The organism is Ciceribacter sp. L1K22 (genome assembly GCF_017599385.1).
GTDB lineage: Bacteria > Pseudomonadota > Alphaproteobacteria > Rhizobiales > Rhizobiaceae > Allorhizobium.
The window spans coordinates 1,088,540-1,101,921 of record NZ_JAGFPK010000001.1; the positions used below are offsets into that span (position 1 = coordinate 1,088,540).

The 13,382-nt window shown below is 60.8% G+C and carries 16 protein-coding genes; 7 read left to right on the plus strand and 9 right to left on the minus strand.

What is annotated here, in order from left to right; all coding sequences use genetic code 11:
* Nucleotides 1-12: 12 nt before the first annotated feature.
* Both J5J09_RS05300 and ispH read left to right on the plus strand, forming a co-directional pair.
* The gene (locus tag J5J09_RS05300) at nt 13-381 is read left to right on the plus strand and encodes a DUF1304 domain-containing protein (RefSeq protein ID WP_208548640.1); all 369 of its coding nucleotides are present in this window, start codon (nt 13-15) and stop codon (nt 379-381) included.
* A complete protein-coding gene (gene ispH / locus J5J09_RS05305; RefSeq protein WP_208548641.1) occupies nt 381-1,385 on the plus strand; it encodes a 4-hydroxy-3-methylbut-2-enyl diphosphate reductase in 1,005 nt (334 codons plus the stop codon). Before J5J09_RS05300 ends, ispH begins: the two co-directional genes overlap by 1 nt.
* A gap of 18 nt (nt 1,386-1,403) precedes the next feature.
* On the opposite strand, the gene J5J09_RS05310 is transcribed toward ispH, so the two are convergent.
* The gene (locus J5J09_RS05310) at nt 1,404-1,703 is read right to left on the minus strand and encodes a type II toxin-antitoxin system RelE/ParE family toxin (protein ID WP_208548642.1); all 300 of its coding nucleotides are present in this window, start codon (nt 1,701-1,703) and stop codon (nt 1,404-1,406) included.
* Nucleotides 1,693-1,938 carry a type II toxin-antitoxin system ParD family antitoxin gene (locus J5J09_RS05315; RefSeq protein ID WP_208548643.1) on the minus strand — a complete coding sequence of 82 codons (246 nt, stop codon included), beginning with the start codon at nt 1,936-1,938 and terminating at the stop codon, nt 1,693-1,695. Before J5J09_RS05315 ends, J5J09_RS05310 begins: the two co-directional genes overlap by 11 nt.
* Nucleotides 1,939-2,114: 176 nt before the next feature.
* Here J5J09_RS05315 and J5J09_RS05320 point away from each other — a divergent pair, with 176 nt between their 5' ends.
* The 3 genes from J5J09_RS05320 (at nt 2,115) to J5J09_RS05330 (ending at nt 3,944) form a co-directional block, all read left to right on the plus strand.
* Nucleotides 2,115-3,080: a homoserine kinase gene (locus tag J5J09_RS05320; protein ID WP_208548644.1), complete on the plus strand. Its 966-nt coding sequence runs from the start codon at nt 2,115-2,117 to the stop codon at nt 3,078-3,080.
* Nucleotides 3,077-3,547 carry a ribonuclease HI gene (rnhA, locus tag J5J09_RS05325; RefSeq protein WP_208548645.1) on the plus strand — a complete coding sequence of 157 codons (471 nt, stop codon included), beginning with the start codon at nt 3,077-3,079 and terminating at the stop codon, nt 3,545-3,547. The genes J5J09_RS05320 and rnhA overlap by 4 nt, the downstream gene beginning before the upstream one ends.
* A gap of 88 nt (nt 3,548-3,635) precedes the next feature.
* A complete protein-coding gene (locus tag J5J09_RS05330) occupies nt 3,636-3,944 on the plus strand; it encodes a Dabb family protein (RefSeq protein WP_208548646.1) in 309 nt (102 codons plus the stop codon).
* A 47-nt stretch (nt 3,945-3,991) separates the two neighbouring features.
* Here J5J09_RS05330 and J5J09_RS05335 read toward each other — a convergent pair whose 3' ends face one another.
* The 3 genes from J5J09_RS05335 to J5J09_RS22765 all read right to left on the minus strand — a co-directional run bounded on the left by J5J09_RS05335 (nt 3,992) and on the right by J5J09_RS22765 (nt 5,725).
* Complete coding sequence (locus tag J5J09_RS05335; RefSeq protein WP_208548647.1) at nt 3,992-4,483, minus strand: peroxiredoxin; 492 nt, start codon at nt 4,481-4,483, stop codon at nt 3,992-3,994.
* A gap of 61 nt (nt 4,484-4,544) precedes the next feature.
* Nucleotides 4,545-5,369, minus strand: coding sequence for a protein-disulfide reductase DsbD domain-containing protein (locus J5J09_RS05340; protein ID WP_208548648.1), 825 nt, complete (start codon nt 5,367-5,369; stop codon nt 4,545-4,547).
* Between the two features lie 38 nt (nt 5,370-5,407).
* A complete protein-coding gene (locus tag J5J09_RS22765) occupies nt 5,408-5,725 on the minus strand; it encodes a hypothetical protein (protein ID WP_246746012.1) in 318 nt (105 codons plus the stop codon).
* On the opposite strand from J5J09_RS22765, the gene J5J09_RS05345 reads away from it, so the two are divergent.
* Nucleotides 5,606-6,136, plus strand: coding sequence for a YqgE/AlgH family protein (locus J5J09_RS05345; protein ID WP_246745915.1), 531 nt, complete (start codon nt 5,606-5,608; stop codon nt 6,134-6,136). The genes J5J09_RS22765 and J5J09_RS05345 overlap by 120 nt on opposite strands.
* A 17-nt stretch (nt 6,137-6,153) precedes the next feature.
* On the opposite strand, the gene J5J09_RS05350 is transcribed toward J5J09_RS05345, so the two are convergent.
* From J5J09_RS05350 to thrC, 4 genes are all read right to left on the minus strand, one after another.
* Complete coding sequence (locus J5J09_RS05350; RefSeq protein WP_246745916.1) at nt 6,154-9,015, minus strand: EAL domain-containing protein; 2,862 nt, start codon at nt 9,013-9,015, stop codon at nt 6,154-6,156.
* 50 nt (nt 9,016-9,065) lie between these two features.
* Nucleotides 9,066-9,674, minus strand: coding sequence for a GNAT family protein (locus J5J09_RS05355; protein ID WP_208548650.1), 609 nt, complete (start codon nt 9,672-9,674; stop codon nt 9,066-9,068).
* Nucleotides 9,675-9,738: 64 nt separating this feature from the next.
* A complete protein-coding gene (locus tag J5J09_RS05360) occupies nt 9,739-11,040 on the minus strand; it encodes a pitrilysin family protein (protein ID WP_208548651.1) in 1,302 nt (433 codons plus the stop codon).
* A gap of 20 nt (nt 11,041-11,060) precedes the next feature.
* The gene (thrC, locus tag J5J09_RS05365; protein ID WP_208548652.1) at nt 11,061-12,458 is read right to left on the minus strand and encodes a threonine synthase; all 1,398 of its coding nucleotides are present in this window, start codon (nt 12,456-12,458) and stop codon (nt 11,061-11,063) included.
* 321 nt (nt 12,459-12,779) lie between these two features.
* Between thrC and J5J09_RS05370 the strand changes: the two genes are divergently transcribed.
* The gene (locus J5J09_RS05370) at nt 12,780-13,331 is read left to right on the plus strand and encodes a hypothetical protein (RefSeq protein WP_208548653.1); all 552 of its coding nucleotides are present in this window, start codon (nt 12,780-12,782) and stop codon (nt 13,329-13,331) included.
* Nucleotides 13,332-13,382: the final 51 nt, after the last annotated feature.

Below are 13,382 nucleotides of genomic sequence, written 5' to 3' on the forward strand. Positions count from 1 at the left end.
TGGGGGAATTTCATGGATATCGTTGCAGCCGTTCTGGTCGCACTTATAGCGCTTGAGCACGTCTACATTCTCGTTCTCGAGATGTTTCTCTGGACCAAGCCGGCCGGCTTGAAAGCGTTCGGCATGAAGCCGCTCCAGGCCGAGGCGACACGCACGCTTGCAGCCAACCAGGGTCTCTATAACGGCTTCCTCGCCGCGGGGCTCTTTTGGTCGCTCCTTCATCCGTCTCCGGATTTCGCATTTCAGCTCAAGCTGTTTTTTCTTGGATGTGTCGTGGTTGCGGGCCTATATGGAAGCGCGACGGCATCGAGGAAGATCCTCTACATCCAGGCTCTCCCAGCGTTTGTCGCCCTTCTTTCCGTGCTGCTGGCAGGCCTTTGATGAATGTGAACGTGACACGACCGAAACTGACGATCCGTCTCTGCGGCCCTCGCGGGTTTTGCGCCGGCGTCGACCGCGCAATCCAGATCGTCGTTCTCGCGCTCAAGGGATATGGGGCGCCTGTCTATGTCCGTCACGAAATCGTCCACAATCGCTATGTCGTCGAGGGGCTGGAGGCCAAGGGTGCGATCTTCGTCGAGGAACTCGACGAGATTCCCGAGGAGCATCGCAGCCAGCCGGTCGTGTTTTCCGCCCACGGCGTGCCGAAATCGGTGCCGGAAGATGCCAAGGCGCGGAATCTGTTTTATCTCGACGCCACCTGTCCGTTGGTCTCCAAGGTCCACAAGCAGGCCATGCGCCACCAGCGTCTTGGCCGCCATGTCGTCCTGATCGGCCATGCCGGGCATCCGGAGGTGATCGGCACCATGGGGCAGTTGCCGGAAGGTACCGTCTCGCTCGTCGAGACCGTTGAGGATGCGGATGTCTATGAGCCCGTCGATCCCGACAATCTCGGCTTTGTTACGCAAACGACGCTCTCCGTCGATGACACGGCAGGTGTCATAGCAAGGCTGCAGGAGCGGTTTCCGAACCTGCAGGCGCCGTCCGCCGACAGCATTTGCTACGCCACCACCAACCGCCAGGAGGCGGTGAAGCAGGCGGCGCCCGGCTGCGATCTGTTCCTGATCGTCGGTGCGCCCAACTCCTCCAACTCGAAGCGCCTCGTCGAGGTCGCCTTGCGGGCCGGCGCGAAGCAGTCGCTTCTCGTCCAGCGCGCCGCCGAGATAGATTGGGATGCGATTGGCACGGTTGCCACGCTCGGCCTTTCCGCCGGCGCCTCTGCGCCCGAGGTGATTGTCAACGAGATCATCGAAGCCTTCAAGGCGCGCTATGATTCCACAATCGAACTGGCCGAGTTCTCGATCGAGAACGAGCACTTCCTCGTGAACCGCGAACTGCGCGATCTGGAACTGACTCACGAAGACATGGCCTGGGTGAACGGGTGAGGTCTCGGGGGAGTGGTATCACAGATGCCTATCCGGATGCATTTTTACGTGCAGAACCCTGAGCACGAATATGTCTGATCGGCGCTTCCGATAATAGATGACATGGCTTTTGTGGCGGTGACGGCGGTAGATCGTTCCGGAACGATCATGATTAAACGGCGTTCCCATGTCCGGATTGGCCGCCAGCAGATCTAATGCGCGGCTGAATTCCATCATGTACTCATCCGTCTGATGATCGCCGAATGAGGCAAGGCTATGTTCTACGATTGAGGCGATATCCCTTTCGGCTGATACTGAAAATAAGTACCTAGCCGCCATGGTGTCCGGCTTTGACTTTCGCCACAATATCGTTCAATGAGAGTGAGCTCTCTCCGCTTTCCTCTCCTTCTTCCAGCGCATTCAAGAGCGATTCGTACTTTGCTTCTTCCTGCTCCAGCAATCGAAGACCGGCGCGCACCGCCTCGCTGGCGGATCCGTATCGGCCGCTGGCTGTCAGCTTCGAAATGAAGCTTGTAAAATGATCACCGAGATTGATGCTGGTAGTATTGCTCATGGCAGGTCAAACTCCAATCTCACCTCAGACTACTAGATTCTAGTAATTGTTCAATCGGTTTGGGTTCCGGCCCGTCCTGCCTTCATTTCTGTGACCCATGTCGCTCAGGGGCTGGCACGCGAGACGCCTCCGTTATATGCCTTCACCCCGACATCTGAACGTCTTGGACTTATATCGTGGCAGTTTACACCGACATCACCGAAACCGATCTCAAGGCCTTTCTGGCGGAGTATGATACTGGCGATCTCTTGTCCTACAAGGGCATCGCCGAAGGCGTCGAGAACTCGAATTTCCTGCTGCACACGACCAAGGGACCACTCATCCTGACGCTTTACGAAAAGCGTGTCGAAAAGAACGATCTTCCCTTCTTCCTCGGTCTGATGCACCATCTCGCCGATCGCGGCCTGAACTGCCCGCTGCCCTTGCCGCGCCATGACGGGCAGTTGCTGGGCGAGCTCTCCGGCCGTCCGGCGGCGCTGATCTCTTTCCTCGAAGGCATGTGGCTCAGAAAGCCGGAGGCAAGGCACTGCCGCGAGGTCGGCATTGCGCTGGCCAAAATGCATGTCGCCGGCGAGGGCTTCCCTCTGACACGTCCAAACGCCCTCTCGCTTGACGGCTGGAAAAGCTTGTGGGCTAAATCGAGGGATCGGGCCGACGAGGTTGAGCAGGGTCTGGAAGAAGAGATCGGCGCAGAGATCGCCTTCCTGGCAGCGAAATGGCCGCAGGATCTGCCGGCGGGGGTGATCCATGCCGATCTGTTCCCGGACAACGTCTTCTTCCTGGGCGACGATCTGTCTGGTCTCATCGACTTCTATTTCGCCTGCAACGACTTCCTCGTCTATGACCTGTCGATCTGCATCAATGCCTGGTGCTTCGAAAAGGATGGCGCCTACAACATCACCAAAGGCAAGGCGATGATCGAGGGTTACCAATCGGTCCGACCTTTGTCTGAGGCGGAAATCACGGCCCTTCCCACCCTGTCGCGCGGATCGGCGCTTCGGTTCTTCCTCACGCGCCTCTACGACTGGCTGACGACGCCGGCGGGTGCATTGGTCGTCAAGAAGGACCCGCTCGAGTATCTGCGGAAACTCCGCTTCCACCGCCAGATTGCCTCGAGCGCAGAGTACGGACTGACACAATGAAGCACGTGGATATCTTCACCGATGGAGCATGCTCGGGCAATCCCGGCCCTGGCGGCTGGGGTGCGGTGCTGCGTTATGGCGAGGTCGAAAAGGAACTCTCCGGCGGCGAGGCGCAGACCACCAACAACCGCATGGAGCTGCTCGCCACCATCACGGCGCTGAACGCCTTGAAGGACGCCTGCGAGGTCGATCTTTATACAGACAGCAAGTATGTAATGGACGGCATCTCCAAGTGGATCTTTGGCTGGAAGAAGAACGGCTGGAAAACCGCCGACAAGAAGCCGGTCAAGAACGGCGAACTATGGCAGGCTTTGGACGCCGCCAATCAGCGCCACAAGGTCAAGTGGCACTGGGTCAAGGGCCACGCCGGCCATCCGGAAAACGAGCGCGCCGACGAGCTTGCCCGCAAGGGCATGGAACCGTTCAAGAAACCCAATCTCGGCCGGGCTCTGCTCCAGGGCAAGTAGTGCTTGTCGTCATGCCGCCCATTTGGCGCCTTGCCATCCTGATCTTTCTCCCTATCCTGCCGCCAACAACAAGGCGAGGGAGACATCCATGATTCAGCATTGCGTATTCCTGCGGTTCAAAGCCGCCGTGTCCGACGCCGAGAAACAGTCGTTATACGATGGCATCGCGGCCTTGCGGGACGATATCCCCGGCATTGTCGACTTCCGCTACGGCACCAACGTCTCGCCCGAGGGATTGAGCAGCGGCTACGACGATGGGTTCATCGTGACATTTGAGGACGCAAAGGTCCGCGACTATTATCTGACGCATCCGAAACATCAGGCTGTCGGCGATCGCATCGTCAGCGCCACGGATGGCGGACTGTCGGGTATTCTGGTCTTCGACATGGAATTATAAAAAAGGCGGCGGATTTTCCGCCGCCGCAACTTTTTTGTCTCTGGCTTCTACTTCGCGAGCTGCTCAAGCATCGCGGCAGCGGCGGAAACGGTCGCCTGACCAGGGCTGTCCTCGATCGACAGCGACGTCACGACGCCATCGTCGACCAGCATGGAATAACGCTTGGAGCGGACGCCGAGCCCACCCGCGGACAGATCGATATCCAGGCCGATGGCCTTCGTGAACGTTCCGTTTCCGTCGGCGAGGAAATGGATCTTGCCCATACCGCCCGAGTGCTGAGACCACGCGCCCATGACATGAACGTCGTTGACGGACACGACCGCGATGTCGTCCACGCCGCGCGCCAGGATCGCGTCGCGGTTTTCGAGATAGCCAGGCAGGTGGTTGAGAGAGCAGGTCGGCGTGAAGGCGCCGGGTACGGCGAAGAGCACGACGCGCTTGCCCTTGAAGAGCTGTTCGGTCGTGACATCGACCGTACCGTCCGCTGTCTTCTCCTTGAATGTGGCTTCCGGCAGCCGATCGCCGATTGCAATGGTCATATGTGTCTCCCCAGGAATGAATGGCGCGGTGTTTGCGCCTGCCGGCGAATATAGAAAGGCCTCACTCGAAGGCAAGCGGGCTTTCCATCGAGCGGTCGCCGGCTACGGCAAGCACTCGCCATATCTTCCCTTCGGGATCGCCGTGCTCGGGGAGAGTTGTGATGGGAACGAAGAGCACCGCCGTGCCGTCGCTTCGGTCCTCGACCCGCGAGTCCATGGCGACGATGCCGGCACCGCCGGTCACATACAGCACCGGCGCTTGCTCTGAATTCGGCAGTGTCATTGCTATCAGAAGGCCGCTTCCGTCATCGGCGCGCCGCACGGCGTCGATGCCGAACTCATCCGAGGGAGCCTCCGGAAGCGTCTGGCGTGCCTGTGCGACCTCGATCGCGTCCATCGCTTCGGCGGCAACAGGCAGTTCGATCTGAAACTCCGCCTGAAACGGAATGCAGATATTCTGGCAGATACCGACAAACGCCTGTGCGGTCACCAGTTGACCGGCGGCGGCCTTGGGCGCTTCCAGCTGCAAGGGCAGGGATACGGCATGATCGTAACCCAGATCACGGACCGGCCCATTGTCGATACGCTTGGGAGCCGGAAAGCGCATCTCGGTCACCCGCACCCCGCTTTGCTCATCGAACGTGAGCTCCGGCGGTATCCCGCTGTCGCCCGGCTCCCGCCAATATGTCATCCAGCCGGGCTTCGGCTCGATCTGCAACATGCCGTCATAGCGCCCCGGCTCGTCGGTGGCGGTGATCACCAGCCGCATTCGCCCGCCTTCATTCTTGGCCCAGTCGCTGCTGGCAGCGATCGTAGCCGACGGCGCGACGATCAGTCCGATAAAGAGCGCCGCGATCAGCATGAAGGAATTTTGGAACGTGTTCATGGGCAAAGCATTTAGAGGAAGGGACCCCGCGCGGCCAATCACGGATTGTCGAATTGTTTCATTTTCGGTTGATTGATCCACGCGGATGCCTCATCCTCTTTTGAACGGCGGCTACGATGGATTTCTCGATCAACGAACAGCGCAAACAGGCTGGAGGTACGATGGCATTCTCCACGTTTAAGAGGGATCGCGAACGGGGCCTTCTGGATGGCCAGTTTTTGATCGCCATGCCTGGGATGACAGACAGCAATTTCGCCCGTGCGGTCGTTTATGTCTGCGCTCACTCTCCCGCCGGTGCCATGGGCTTTATCATCAATCACCCGCAATCGGTGACTTTTCCCGACGTTGTGTCGCATCTCAATCTTCTGCCGCGTGAAGACTTGATCATGCTTCCGAACGAAGCGCGCAGCTTTCCGGTGCAAACCGGCGGTCCGGTGGAATCCGGGCGCGGTTTCGTGCTGCATTCGGACGACTATCTGAGCGAATCCTCCATCCCCGTGTCTGACGATATTTCCCTGACGGCAACGCTCGACATCGTGCGTGCGATCTCCGACGGGCGCGGCCCGAACCGGGCGGTCATGCTGCTCGGCTATGCCGGCTGGGGTCCGGGGCAACTGGAGTTCGAGATTGCCAACAACGGCTGGCTCACATGCGCCGCAACCGAGGATTTGATCTTCGACCGGAGCCTCGATGGAAAATACGAACGCGCCCTTGCTCTTCTCGGCGTTCATCCCGCGATGCTGTCGACGGAGGCCGGCCACGCCTGAGAGGGGCCGAGCCGACCTCAGGCACGCTTCATGAGCGGGAAGCGTTCCTTCAGCAAACGAAGAATGGAGTCGGCGCCGACGGGCGCGCCGAACAGATAGCTCTGGCCGTAGGCACAGCCCATCTTCATCAACTCCTCGCCATCTTCCTCGCTCTCGATACCCTCCGCGATGACATCCATCTCCATGCCGGATGCCATGGCAATGATCGAGCGCAGCAAAACCGCCCGCTTGGGGCTGGGGTCGTTGACGAGCGCCTTGTCGAGCTTGATCGTGTCGAAGGAGAAACGCGTCAGATAGGAGAGGGATGAGAAGCCGGTGCCGAAATCATCCAGCGCAAGACTGATACCGGTGCTTTTCAGTTTGTCGAGAACGAGCCGCGCCTGCTCTGGATTTTCCATCACAACCGACTCGGTGAGCTCCAGCCTGATCCGCTTTGGGTCGCACTGGGTCTTTGCCAGCATCGCCCTCACATCATTGTAGAGGTCCGTGCTGATGAGCTGCGCGCTCGACAGGTTGACGGAGACGAAGATCGGCGCATCCCCTACCGCCTTCTCCCACTCCGAAAGGTCGGCGGTCGCTCGCTCCAGGGCAAACATTCCGAGCGGTTCGATAAGGTCCGACATCTCCGCGATCGGCACGAATTCCGTTGGAGGAATACTGCCGCGGCGAGGATGGTCCCAGCGCATCAGTGCCTCGAAACCGGCGATCTCGCCGTCGGAAAGCCTGACGATCGGCTGGTAGGCCATCGACAGCTCCCGACGCTCGATGGCACGACGCAGGTCGGTCTCGATCTGGAGACGGTCGGTGCCGGCGGTGCGGAAGGCCGGGCGGAAGGGCTCGACGCGGTTGCCCCCGGCGCGCTTAGCGCGGTACATGGCAAGTTCCGCGTCGTTCAACAGGCTCGACGCGCTCTCCTGTTGGTCGACCCAGGACACGAGGCCGATCGACGCCGTCAGCACGATCTCCCGATTGCCGAAATTGATCGGCACCATGATGGCCTTCGAGATCGCATCGGCGAAATCGGCCACCTTTGCGGGATCCCGCTCGGAAAGAAGGATCAGGCCGAATTGATCGCCAGTCAGCCGGGCGAGCGTGTCCTGTGGCTTCAGAAGACGCCGCAGGCGGCGCGTCAGCGCGATCAGGATGTTATCACCGGCGGCGATGCCAAGGCTGTCGTTCACCTGTTTATAGCGGTCGATATCGATCGCCATCACCGTCGGGCGCACCACATCGCCGCCGGGCGCCAGCGCCAGAGCTGATTGCAAGCGGTCGAGAAACACCTCGCGGTTCGGCAAGCCGGTGAGGTTGTCATGGATCGCGTCCGCCAGAAGACGGTCGATGGAATTCTTCTGCTCGGTCGTGTCGATGATCGTCCCGACGCAGCGGATCACTTCGCCGTTGGAGCCGATCACGGGCCGGGCGCGGATTTTCAGCCAGTGGAAGTGACCGTCCTCCGCGCGAATTCGGAATTCATGGCTCAGTCGTCCCTTGCGATGCTCGAGCAAGACATCGAGCGTGGCGCGAAACCGATCGCGATCGTCGGGGTGGAGCCTCGGCAGCCAATTGCGGGCCGGTCCGTGCATCGAGCCGGGAGCAAGACCGAGCGCGACCGAGACGTCCGGACTGGTTACAACGCGATCACGCGCGACGTCCCAGTCCCAGACGGTATCGCCTGACCCCGTAAGCGCCAGCGATTGCCGTTCCAGGTCCGAAAACAGCCCCTGCTGATAGGCGCCGCCCGCGAACGCGTGTTGCATCACCGTGAAGCCGATCAGCAGGACGATCAGGACAAGGCCGCCACCCAGCGCCGGCTGGATGATGTCGTTGTCGAGCTGGCCGGTCACGGCCAGCCAGCTGCCGAACAGCCAGACGAGGATCAGGGCCCATGTCGGAACCAGAAGGATGGCGCGGTCGTACCGGTTGAAGCCGAGATAGACGATCAGGATGATGCCGGCCGTTGCGGTGAGCGCGAATGAGAGACGCGCGATGCCGGAGGCGATCGACGGATCGTATATGGCCACGCCGAAGAGCAGACCGAGGCCGAGCACCCAGGCGAAGGTCGCGTAGCCCAGGTTCACGTGCCAGCGATTGAGGTTCAGATAGGTGAACAGGAAAATGACGAGGCTGGACGCCAGCGCCACTTCGGCGCCCGCTCGCCATATCCTCTGATCCGAGGCGGTGATCGTGATCAGTTTCTCGATGAAGCCGAAGTCGACGCAGATATAGGCGAGCACCGCCCACGCAAGCGCCGCCGCCGCCGGCAGCATCGATGTCCCCTTGACCACGAACAGGATCGTCAGGAACACCGCCAGAAGACCGGCGATGCCGAGCACGATGCCGCGATAGAGCGTGAAGGCGTTGACGGTGTCCTTGTAGACGTCCGGTTCCCAGAGATAGATCTGAGGCAGGTTGGGCGTGGCAAGCTCCGCCACGAAGGTGATCACTGAACCCGGGTTCAGCGTGATCCGGAAAACGTCGGCGTCGGGGCTCGACACACGGTCGAGCGCAAAGCCTTCGGACGGCGTGATGGCGATAATGCGCTGCGACCCGAGGTCCGGCCAGAACATCCGCGAGCCCGCGAGCCTGAAATGCGGTGCGACGATGACGCGCTCCAGCTGTTCTTCCGACACATTGGCGAGCGCAAAGACCGCCCAGTCGCCCTGATGCGTCGGCGAACTCGCGCGCACCTCGATGCGGCGTCTTATGCCGTCTGCGCCGGCGGCCGTGGACACCTGAAAAGCCTCGTCCTCATTGGTGTAGATTTCGGTGGTCGCGGTCAGGTCGAGCGCCGTGTCGTCGCGGGCGATCTTCACCGGTTCGGCGGCATGGGTCGTCGCTGGAACAAGGCCGCACAGCGCCGCCATGACGACGAGGAGCATCTGGACCAGTCGCCGGAGCGGCGCCGAAGGCGGTATGAATTGGACTGTCATCAGGTCTGCTTGTTCCCGTTCCCCTCGGCGTCCGCGAGCATGGCGTAGAGCGCGTGATCGCGCCACTGTCCGTTGATCTTCAGGTATTGCCGCAACAGGCCTTCCCGTTGGAAACCGGCACGTTCGAGCAGACGAATGCTCTTGTCGTTGTCCGGAATACAGGCTGCTTCGATCCGGTGCAACTCAAGCCCCTTGAAGATGTAGGGAATAGCGATCCGAAGTGCGGCAAACATATGACCTTGGCCGGAATGTCGTTCGCCCATCCAGTATCCGATCATGCAGGCCTGGGCCGCACCGCGCCGGATCAGTCCGATCGTCAATCCACCTAACAGTTCTTCGTTCGGCATGGCGAATATCAGCAGGGGCACAGCCAGCCCGGAATGAAACTCCTGCTCGCTGCGGATAACGCGGGTCCGGAAACTGCGGCGCGTCAGTTCGTCGGCTCGCCATGTCGGTTCCCATGGCTGAAGAAAGCGACGGCTGCCACTGCGAAGGCTGTGCCATTGGTCGAAATCGCCGATGCGGGGCAGCCGCAAAAGATACTTTCCGTCAGTCAGTTCCGGCGTATCCGGCTGGCGGGACAGAAACCGAAAGACCGAACGTGCCATACAAAACCCCACGCGCCCGGCATTCACGCCGGACGGCAAACCCCATCTGCCCCCGAGGCTGCCCTTAGCCGGCCGCCTTGATCTTCTTGCTGCCGCCGCCGGAGCCGAGAGCCCCCAATATCTCGTCCATCGGCGCAAGCTGTTCGAGCGGTCCAATGGCCGAAAGGGTAGGGACCGTATCGAAGAACAGGCGGCCTGAAAGATCCGTCAGCCGTTCGACAGTGATCCCTTCGAGCCGCTCCATCATCTCCTGGTTGGAGATCGGGCGCCCATAGAGCATCATCTGTCGCGCGATTTGCCCCGCACGCGCCGCCGGGCTTTCCTGGCCCATAAGCAACTGCGCACGAATCTGCGCCCGCGATCGATCGATCTCCTGCTGGTCAATGGATTCCGAGGCCTTGCGCAGTTCCTCGATGATCACAGGCATCAGTTCCGGCAGGTTTTCCCCTCCGGTGGCGGCATGGATGCCGAATACGCCCGTGTCTGAAAAACCCCAGTGGAAGGCATAGACCGAATAGCAAAGGCCACGCGTCTCGCGCACTTCCTGGAAGAGGCGCGACGACATTCCGCCACCGAGGATGTTGGCGAGGATCTGGGAGCAATAGAAATCGCGCATGTGATAGGCGCGACCTTCGAAACCGAGCAGCAGTTGCGCATCCATGAGATCGCGCGTTTCGCGGACCTCCCCACCCGTGTAGCGGGCCGGCGCGACGGTCGGAGCGACCTCCGGTTTCGTCTGCAAAGTGGCGTAACGTTCCTCGACTTGCCGAACGAACTTGTCGTGGTCGACGGCGCCCGCCGCCACGACGAACATCCTGTCTGTCGTATAATTGCGGGCGAGGTAGGCTCGGATCTGGTCGCTCGTAAAGCCGTTCACGGTTTCTGGCGTGCCGAGAATGGCGCGGCCGACCGTCTGGCCTGAAAAAGCGGTCTCGGAGAAACGGTCGAAGACCACGTCGTCCGGCGTGTCGTTCGCAGCGCCGATCTCCTGCAGAATGACGTGCTTCTCGCGCATCAACTCGTCTTCATCAAAGACGGAGTCCGTCAGGATGTCGGCGAGGATGTCGACGGCCAGCGGCACGTCGTCCTTAAGGACGCGCGCATAGTAAGCCGTCGTCTCCGTCGACGTGGCGGCATTGAGCTCGCCGCCGACATTCTCGATCTGCTCGGCAATCTCGCGAGCGGTACGGCTCTTGGTGCCCTTGAAGGCCATATGCTCGAGGAGGTGAGCGATGCCATGCTCCGCCTCCGTCTCGTCGCGGGCGCCGGATTTGATCCACGTTCCCAATGCCACGCTTTCGAGGTGCGGCATGGTTTCCGTTACGACCGTCAACCCGGACGGCAGCCGGGTGCACTCAACCTTCATGTTCCGTCTTTCTGCGTCTCTCACGATCGGACGCGGGCATGTTCACCGACAAAGGTTTCGACGGCTTTAAGCTCCGCATCCAGGACTGTGAAACGCTCCTCCCTGTCCATAAGATCCCCGAGCCACGTCGGAAGCGCCGGATCGATCCCGCTTGCGGTCTTAACCGCCTTGGGGAATTTGGCCGGGTGCGCCGTGGCCAGGATGACCATCGGAGTATTGGGCTTTTCGTGCTTCTTGGCAACATGCACGCCGCACGCCGTGTGCGGGTCGAGCAGATAACCGGTCTCCGACAGCGTCTCGCGGATGGTCTCGGCGACCTGCTTTTCCGTGGCGCGTCCCGCCCGGAAATCCTTCTTGATCGCCTTCAGGGCATGATCCTTGATCTCAAAACCACCGGACTGCTTGAGGCTCTCCATCGCCGCCCGGACCGCCGCTGGCTCGCGGTCATACGCCTCGAACAACAGGCGTTCGAAGTTGGAAGATATCTGGATGTCCATCGACGGTGAGGTGGTTGCCTTGACCCCCTTCATCTCGTAGCGCCCGGTCTTGAGCGTACGCGCCAGAATGTCGTTGTCGTTGGTCGCGATCACGAGCTTGTCGATCGGCAGGCCCATCTGCTTGGCGACGTAGCCTGCGAAGATATCGCCGAAGTTACCCGTCGGCACGGTGAAGGACACCTTCCGATCCGGGCTTCCAAGCGAGATGGCGGCGGTGAAGTAGTAGACCACCTGCGCCATGATGCGGGCCCAGTTGATCGAGTTTACGCCGGAAATCTTCATCGAGTCGCGGAACGCCACGTCGTTGAACATGGCCTTCACCAGGTTCTGGCAGTCATCGAAATTACCCTTCAGCGCAAGCGCATGCACGTTCTCCGCCTTGGAGGTCGTCATCTGCCGCTGCTGGACCGGCGATACCTTCTCGTGCGGAAAGAGAATGAAGACATCGGTGCGTTCCCGGCCCGCGAAGGCGTCAATCGCCGCGCCGCCCGTATCGCCGGAGGTCGCTCCGACGATGGTCGCCCGTTCGCCGCGCTCGGCAAGCACATGGTCCATCAGTCGCGCCAGCAACTGCATCGCCACATCCTTGAACGCGAGCGTCGTGCCGTGGAAAAGCTCCAGCACGAAAGTGTTCGCGCCGGTCTGGACCAGCGGCGCGATGGCCGGATGCCGGAAGGTGGCATAGGCCTCGTCGATCATCCGCCGGAAATCCGCTTTCTCGATCTCGCCGTCGGTGAAGGGGTAGAGAACCTCGAAGGCGATGTCTTGGTAGCTTTTCCCACGAAGCGCCCGGATGTCCTTCTTCTTCAGGTGTGGCCACTGCTTTGGAAGATAAAGGCCGCCGTCGCGCGCAAGCCCGGCGAGCAAGGCGTCGCAGAAACCGAGGCTCGGGGCTTCACCCCGGGTGGAGATGTATTCCATGGCGGTTATCCTTGGTCTTTGAGGGCGGTCTCGTTCGGTAGGGCCAAGCTTAACGTCGCAGTGCGCCGCCCGGTTGCCTTTTTGCGTCTGTGGCGACCGTCTGCCTTCGTTTCGGGCAAAGTCACCCGTCGCTTGTCGAGGGACGGGTTGCTGCGCTTGTGGCTGCGGTGTGCTGAAAATTCTGCCAAAACGCGGGGAACCCAATCGATTTTTGAATGCGCCGCTGATATAGACCATCGACAATGGTCATGAAAAGGCCTCTGTCGACGCGGATGTGAAGTATGCGCGGCAGTGTGGCGGAATGCGGAAGGTTGAGTAGTCGTGTTGGTCAAAGTGACGCGTGGACTGTTTGTCGTTTCCCTCGTGGCGGGCCTTTCCGCCTGCAACACGAGCAATCCAACAAGTGGCCTCGACGTTGCGGGAACTCAACAGCAACCCGCCGCAGCTCCTGTCGTACAGGGCGTGTGCCCCTCGATCGCGCTGCGTGATGGTACAGCCTCGTTCCGCACCTATGCCAAGGGCGGCAAGGATGATCCGTCGAAGGTCGTCTACCAGGCGTCACTCGCCGAAACCACGCGAGCCTGCACGCGCAATGACGCTGGCCAGCTCAGCATCAAGGTCATGGTGCAGGGCCGCCTCGTCGCGGGGCCGCAGGGCAAGGCCGGATCGCTGTCGATGCCGATCCGCGTCGCGGTCGTCGATAGCGGCAATGTTCTCTATTCCGAACTGACCAAGTTCGAGGCCTCGCTAACCGATCCGGCGACACCCGCCCAATTCGTCTTCACCAAGGACGTCACCGGTATATCCGGTGAGGTCAGTGGTCTCACGCAGGTCTTCGTCGGCTTCGACGAAGGCCCCTACAATACCAAGTAAGCAGTCGCCCGGCCGGTAACGGCCGGGTTCAGTTGAAATGAACGCGGTGCG